General features: G+C 71.2%; 5 protein-coding genes. All 5 read left to right on the plus strand.

The annotated features are described in order from the left end of the window. Positions 1-169: 169 nt before the first annotated feature. The 5 genes from LCE31_RS35305 (at position 170) to LCE31_RS35325 (ending at position 5,910) form a co-directional block, all read left to right on the plus strand. A complete protein-coding gene (locus LCE31_RS35305; RefSeq protein ID WP_225021860.1) occupies positions 170-1,570 on the plus strand; it encodes an extracellular solute-binding protein in 1,401 nt (466 codons plus the stop codon). A gap of 198 nt (positions 1,571-1,768) precedes the next feature. Continuing rightward, positions 1,769-2,656, plus strand: coding sequence for a carbohydrate ABC transporter permease (locus tag LCE31_RS35310; RefSeq protein ID WP_225021862.1), 888 nt, complete (start codon positions 1,769-1,771; stop codon positions 2,654-2,656). Beyond that, entirely contained in the window at positions 2,653-3,489 is an 837-nt protein-coding gene (locus LCE31_RS35315; RefSeq protein WP_225021864.1) for a carbohydrate ABC transporter permease, read from the plus strand. The genes LCE31_RS35310 and LCE31_RS35315 overlap by 4 nt, the downstream gene beginning before the upstream one ends. Before the next feature lie 103 nt (positions 3,490-3,592). Further along, a complete protein-coding gene (locus tag LCE31_RS35320; RefSeq protein WP_225021866.1) occupies positions 3,593-4,861 on the plus strand; it encodes a Gfo/Idh/MocA family protein in 1,269 nt (422 codons plus the stop codon). Continuing rightward, complete coding sequence (locus LCE31_RS35325; RefSeq protein WP_225021869.1) at positions 4,858-5,910, plus strand: SIS domain-containing protein; 1,053 nt, start codon at positions 4,858-4,860, stop codon at positions 5,908-5,910. The genes LCE31_RS35320 and LCE31_RS35325 overlap by 4 nt, the downstream gene beginning before the upstream one ends. The last annotated feature ends 75 nt before the right edge of the window (positions 5,911-5,985 follow it).

The raw sequence follows: 5,985 nt of genomic DNA on the forward strand, positions 1-5,985 counted from the left end.
CGTACCCCCGTCCCCTCCCCGTAGCCCGTCCGTGCCCGTGGCCCGTGGCCCGGAGCCCGTACCCGACCCGTCCCCGTGTCAGTGTCCGGCGTCAACGCCCGTGACCCGCGCCCGTATCGGAGGAGCGCACTCGACGACACGTCGCGCACTTCAGCAGGAAGGCTCTGCGATGAAATCGGCGAAAATACCCCGGCCCGGGCCTCGGCCCCGGCTCCGGTTGCGGCCGGGGCCCCGGCCCGTACGGCGACCGCGGCACACCGGCACCGTCCTGACCGCGCTCGCGGCGACCGCGGCCCTCGCGCTGTCCGGCTGCGCGGCCGGCGGCGACGACGGCCCCGTCGCGGCCACCGCGCCCGCCCACCTGTCGGGCACCGTCCAGCTCTGGCACCACTACTCGGGCCGCGAGGCCGATGTGATCCAGTCCGTCGTGGACGGCTTCGAGAAGAAGTACCCCGATGTGAAGGTCGACGTCCACAGCGGACAGCAGGACACCAAGATCACCCAGGTGGTCTCGTCGGGCGGCGACGTCGACGCGATGATCACCAACGTCAACTCCACGCTCGGCACCGCCTGCAAGACCATGGCGGACCTCGCGCCGTACATGCGCCGCGACGGCGTGCGCACCTCCGACTTCCAGGGCATCTTCGCCGAGGCCACCGCGTTCGACGGGCGCCGCTGCTCGCTGCCCACCACCTCCGACGTGTACGGGCTCTACTACAACACCGCACTGCTGAAGCGGGCCGGCTACACCCGGCCGCCGCGCACGCTCTCGCAGTTGGAGGACATGGCGCTGAAACTCACCACGTACAACCGCGACGGCTCCATCAAGACCCTCGGGTTCAACCCGCTGGTGGGTTTCCAGCAGAACACCTCGGCCACACTCGGCGGCACCGCCGGGGTGACCTGGATGAAGCACGGCGACTCGGCCGTCGCGTCCTCCCCGCAGTGGCACCGGCTCATCGCCTGGCAGCGCGGCTTCGTCAAGAAGATCGGCTACCAGAAGCTGAAGACGTTCACCGCGGGCCTCGGCGACGAGTGGTCCGCCGACAACGCCTTCCAGACCGGCCGCATCGCCATGACGCTCGACGGCGAGTGGAGGGTCGCCTTCATCCAGGACCAGGCCAAGCACCTGAAGTACGCCACCGCGCCGTTCCCGGTGCTCGACGGCAGCGGGCAGAAGTACGGCGGGGGCTTCGTCTCGGCCGCCGACATCGGCATCGACAAGCGCTCCACGCACAAGGAGGCGGCCTGGGCGCTGGTGAAGTACCTGGCCACCGACACCGGCGCGGCCGTGAAGCTCGCGAACGGCGTGAAGAACATCCCGGCCCTCAAGAGCGCCGCGGCCTCCCCGGACCTCCAGGCCCCCGTGCAGTACCGGACGTTCATCGACGCGTCCCGCAGCCCGGCCAGCGCCACGAGTCCGGTCACCGAGATCGGCGCCACCCTCACGGCCACGATGGACGACTTCTGGACCACCTACCAGGAGGGTTCGGGCTCGGGTCTGACCAGCGGCCTCAAGAAGGTCGACACCGACATCAACAACGCACTCGGCTTGCGACGGGCGAAGTGACCCATGAGTGATGTGAATGCCCTCGGCGGAGGAAGCGGTACAACTACCGGGCCCGGCACGGGTATCGGTACAGGCGGAGGCGCTACCGGGCCCGGCACGGGTATCGGTACAGGTACAGGCGCCGCCGCGGGCGCCCCCGGGGCCGGCGCACGGGCCGCCAGTCGGCGCGCGCTGCGGAGCAGAATCCCCATCTGGTCGATGATGGCGCTCGCCACCATCGGGCTCGTGGTCTTCTTCCTCTACCCGCTCTGCGCCAACCTCTACTTCTCGTTCACCAACTACGACCTGGCCAGCTCGCCCAAGTGGATCGGGCTGCGCAACTACACCTACCTGTTCACGCAGGACCCGCGGGTGTGGAAGGCCGCCCTCAACACCCTGTGGTTCGTGGCCATCCTGGTACCCGTGCGGATGGCCTGCTCGCTCGGCATCGCCCTGCTGCTGACCCGGCGCAAGCGCGCCTCCGGCTTCTGGCGCACGCTGTTCTACGTGCCGGCGCTGGTGCCGCCCGTCGCGTCCGTCGTCGGCTTCGTGTTCCTCTTCAACCCCGGTACGGGACCGGTGAACACGGTCCTGAGGGCCTTCGGGATCAAGGGGCCGCTCTGGTTCAACGACCCGTCCCTGTCCAAGCCGTCGCTGCTGCTGCTCGGCGTCTGGATGATGGGCGACATCATGGTGATCTTCCTCGCCGCGCTCCTCGACGTACCGAAGGACCAGTACGAGGCGGCGGACCTGGACGGCGCGGGCGGCCGGCAGAAGCTCTGGTACATCACCCTGCCCAACATCTCGCCCGTGGTGCTGTTCTCCGCCGTCACGGGGGTGATCGCCGCGCTCCAGTACTTCACCGAGGCGGCCGTCGCCTCCAGCGTCGCCAACGGCAAGACCGGCATCGACGCGGGCCCCGACCAGCTCCTCGGCTATCCCAACGACTCCCTGCTCACCTACACCCAGTGGATGTACGTGCAGGGCTTCAGCAGCTTCCAGCTCGGCTACGCGGCCGCCATGGCCGTCGTGCTGTTCGTCGTCGCCGCAGCCGTGATGGCGATCCTGCTGCGCAGGGCCGGACTGTTCCGGCAGAAGGGGGTGTGAGCACCGTGACCGTCAAAAGGACACTCGCGTACGTCGCCGAGCACGCGCTGCTCATCGCGCTCGGCCTGATCTTCCTCGTCCCGATCGTCTTCGTGGTCCTCACCTCCTTCATGGGCGGGCACCAGACGCTCACCGGCGCGGTGTGGCCCCACCCCTGGCAGTGGGCCAACTACGCGAAGGCGTTCCACACCGCGCCGCTGCTGCGCTGGTTCGGCAACTCCCTGCTCTACGCCGGGGTTTCGACGATCTTCATGCTGATCTCCTCGGTGCCGATGGCGTATGTGCTGGCCAAGGTGCGCATCCGGTTCGCCGGTGCCATCTTCTTCGCCGTGATCATCGCGATGCTGCTGCCGCCGCAGGTCACGCAGGTGCCGATCTATGTGATGTGGGCGCAGTTCCGGGTGGTCGGCACCATGTGGCCGCTGATCCTGCCGCACCTGTTCGGCAACGCCTTCTCCATCTTCCTGCTGCGGCAGTTCTTCCTGTCCATCCCGACCGAGTACATCGACGCGGCCCGGATGGACGGCAACGGGGAGTGGGGCATCCTCACCCGCGTCATGGTGCCGATGGCCAAGCCCGGCATCGCGGCGGCCTCCATCTTCATGTTCTTCCAGTGCTGGAACGACTACTACGGGCCGCTGCTGTACACCTCGGAGAACCCGAGCCGGTGGACCATCGCGTACGGCCTCGCCTCCTTCCACGGCTCCCACACCACCGACTGGGGCGTGATCATGGCGGTCACCACCCTCGCCACCCTCCCGGTGGTCCTCGTCTTCTTCTTCGCCCAGCGCACCTTCGTGGAGGGCATCACCCTCACCGGTGTGAAGGGGTGAGCCCGCCGGGGCCGCCCGCACGGGCCCCCTCGTCCCCGGCACCGGCCACGGCCCCGGACGCACCGGGGCGCCAGAACCAAGCACTACGCGTGAAGGACAGTTCATGAACGGAAAGACCCTCGGGATCGGCATCGTCGGTTCCGGCTTCATCGCCCACTTCCACGTACGGTCCTGGCAGGCGATCCGCGGCTCCGACATCGTCGCGACCCAGTCGCGCGACCTGGACCGGGCGCGTGAACTCGCCTCCTACGCCGAGGAGTTGCGTGTCGGTGAGGACGTCACACCGTACGACGACATCGCCGCCCTCGTCCGGGACGAGCGGGTCGACGCGGTGTGGGTGCTCACCCCGAACCACACCCGCGTCCAGGTCGTGAGGGCGATCTGCGACGAGGTCGCCGCCGGGCGCGCCGCGCTGCGGGGCATCGCCGTGGAGAAGCCGCTCGGCCGCGACCTCGCCGAGGCCAGGCAGGTCGCCGCGCTGGTCCGCGACGCGGGCATCCCGCACGCGTACCTGGAGAACCAGGTGTACTCGCCGCGCCTGACCCGTACCCGCGACCTGATGTGGGCGCGTGGCGCGGAGCGCTCGGGCACCCCGTACCTCGCCCGCTGCACCGAGGAGCACTCGGGCCCGCACTCCGCGTGGTTCTGGGACAGCGAGGCGCAGGGCGGCGGCGTGCTCAACGACCTGATGTGCCACTCGGTCGAGGCCGGGCGCTTCCTGCTCACCCCGCCCGGCAAGAACCCCTCCGAGTGGCTGCGGCCGGTGTCCGTGACGGCCACCGTCGCCTCGCTGCGGTGGGGCCGCGAGAAGTACGCGGCGCAGCTGGCCGAGACGTATCCGGGCGTGCAGGACTACCGGGCCACACCGTCCGAGGACTACGCCAACGCGACGTTCACCTTCGTCAACGGCGACGGCGAACCGGTCATCGTGGAGGCCATGACGTCCTGGGGGTACGTCGGCGCGGGCATGCGGCTGTCGTTCGAGCTGCTCGGCCCCGAGTACTCGATGAACGCCAACTCGCTGAGCGGCGACGCGAACGTCTTCTTCTCGCGGGCCCTCGAACAGGCCGCGGGCGAGGACATGCTGGAGAAGCAGAACGCCGAGCAGGGCCTGATGCCGGTGATCGCGGACGAGCCCGCCGCGTACGGCTACACCGCGGAGAACACGCACATCACCCGCGCGTTCGCCGACGGGCGGCAGCCGCTCGAATCGCTGGACAGCGGTGTCGCGGTGACCGAACTGCTGATGGCCGCCTACTACGCGGCGGAGACGGGGACCGTGGTGCGCTTCCCCGTCGACCTGGGCGACTACGTGCCCGCGATCGCGCGGCGCGCCTGGCGCCCGCGCGAGGAGAAGGGGGCACGCGCGTGACCGCCGCCGACCCCGTCCCCTCGCACGGGCCCGTGTACGGCCGCACGTACGACGAGGGACGCGCGGCCGAGACCGCCGCGCTGCGCGACCTCGCCGCGTCGCTGCCCGCGCGGCTCACCGGCGGCGTCTGGCGGCCCGAGTGGCGCCGCGTCCTGTTCGCCGGGATCGGCGCGAGCTGCGCCGCGCTCGCGTCGCCGCTGTACGCGCTGCGCGCGGCCGGGGTGGACGCGTCCCGCAGCGACTGCTCGGACTACCCGGCGGCGGCCGGCCGCCCCGACGTGGTCGTCGCCCTGTCCCAGAGCGGGCGGAGCCGGGAGACCGCGGACCTGGTGACCCGCTTCCGCCGGGCCGGCGTGCCCACCCTGGCGGTGACGAACGCCGACGAGAGCCCGCTGCGGGACGCCGCCGGGGCCGCCCTGACGCTCGGCGCTCAGCCGGACAGCCGGGTCTCGACGACCGGTTTCGTCGTGACGTACGCGGCGCTCGGCATGCTCGCCGATGTCGCGGCGCACGGGGCGGTGGACGAGCGCTGGCGCGAACTGCCCGACCTGATCGAGGAGTCGGTGGCGCGCAACGCGGCGGTGCTCGCGGACTTCGCGGCGGGCCCGCTCGCGCGCGGCTCGGCCGACGTCGTCGCGTCGGCGCCGCAGCTCACCACGGCCGAGGCGGTCGCACTGCTGCTGCGCGAGGGCCCGCTCGTACCGTCGGCGGCGTACGGCACCCGCGCCTACCTGCACGGGCCGATGGACTGCGCGAGCGAGGACACCAGCCATCTGGTGGTGGGCGGCGCGCGGGAACTGGGCCTGGCCCGGCAGCTGCTGGAGAAGCCCACCGGGGTGCTGACGGTCACGGACGGCTCGGAGCCGGTCCCCCGGGGCGCGGCGGCGGTGACGGTCCCGGGGCGGCTGACCGCACCGCAGCGGGCGCTGGTGGAGGTGTGCGTCCTCCAAGAGCTGGTGGCCGCCACGGCGGCGGTGCGCGGCAACCCGGTGGACGAGGTGGCGTTCGCCAGGGAGGACACGAAGATCGCGGCGCTGGCGGAGCTGTAGGGCGCCGGGCGGTCGCGTCGTGTGACCGGGCCGGACGGGGCGAGCGGGGGCGGGCCCTGCGATCGGGCCGCGGCG

This window comes from Streptomyces sp. 8L (genome assembly GCF_020176795.1).
Lineage (GTDB): Bacteria > Actinomycetota > Actinomycetes > Streptomycetales > Streptomycetaceae > Streptomyces.